Source organism: Pseudoalteromonas rhizosphaerae (assembly GCF_902498845.1).
GTDB classification, from domain to species: Bacteria; Pseudomonadota; Gammaproteobacteria; order Enterobacterales; family Alteromonadaceae; genus Pseudoalteromonas; species Pseudoalteromonas rhizosphaerae.
The window spans coordinates 1-403 of the sequence record NZ_CABVLM010000062.1; the positions used below are offsets into that span (position 1 = coordinate 1).

1 protein-coding gene is annotated in these 403 nt (G+C 67.7%); it reads right to left on the bottom strand.

The window, feature by feature from the left end; genetic code table 11:
* The coding region (locus PSR9079_RS23475; protein ID WP_179959254.1) for an FtsW/RodA/SpoVE family cell cycle protein at nt 1-403 on the bottom strand (403 nt) is incomplete at both ends.

Here is a 403-nt window from a genome sequence, read left to right on the forward strand (position 1 = left end):
TGTTGATGAAGGCCTGGAAGCCCATCCAGATCGCCACGCCCTGCGCGACGAGGCCGGCGAACACGCGGTCGAGCGCGATGGCCTGGCGGCCGATGTGCATGATGCGGCGCGTCATCCAGAAGAAGAGCACGATCACCATGAGCACGCCCATGAGGCCGAATTCCTCGCCGATCACCGCGAGCAGGAAGTCGGTGTGCGCCTCGGGCAGCCAGTGCAGCTTCTCCACGCTGCCGCCCAGGCCGACGCCGAAGATCTCGCCGCGCCCGATGGCGATGAGCGAGTGCGAGAGCTGGTAGCCCTTGCCGAGCGCGTGCGCCTCGCTGAACGGGTCGAGGTAGGCGAAGATCCGCTCGCGGCGCCACGGGCTGCCCATCACCATGACGGCGAAGGCGAACACCAGCAC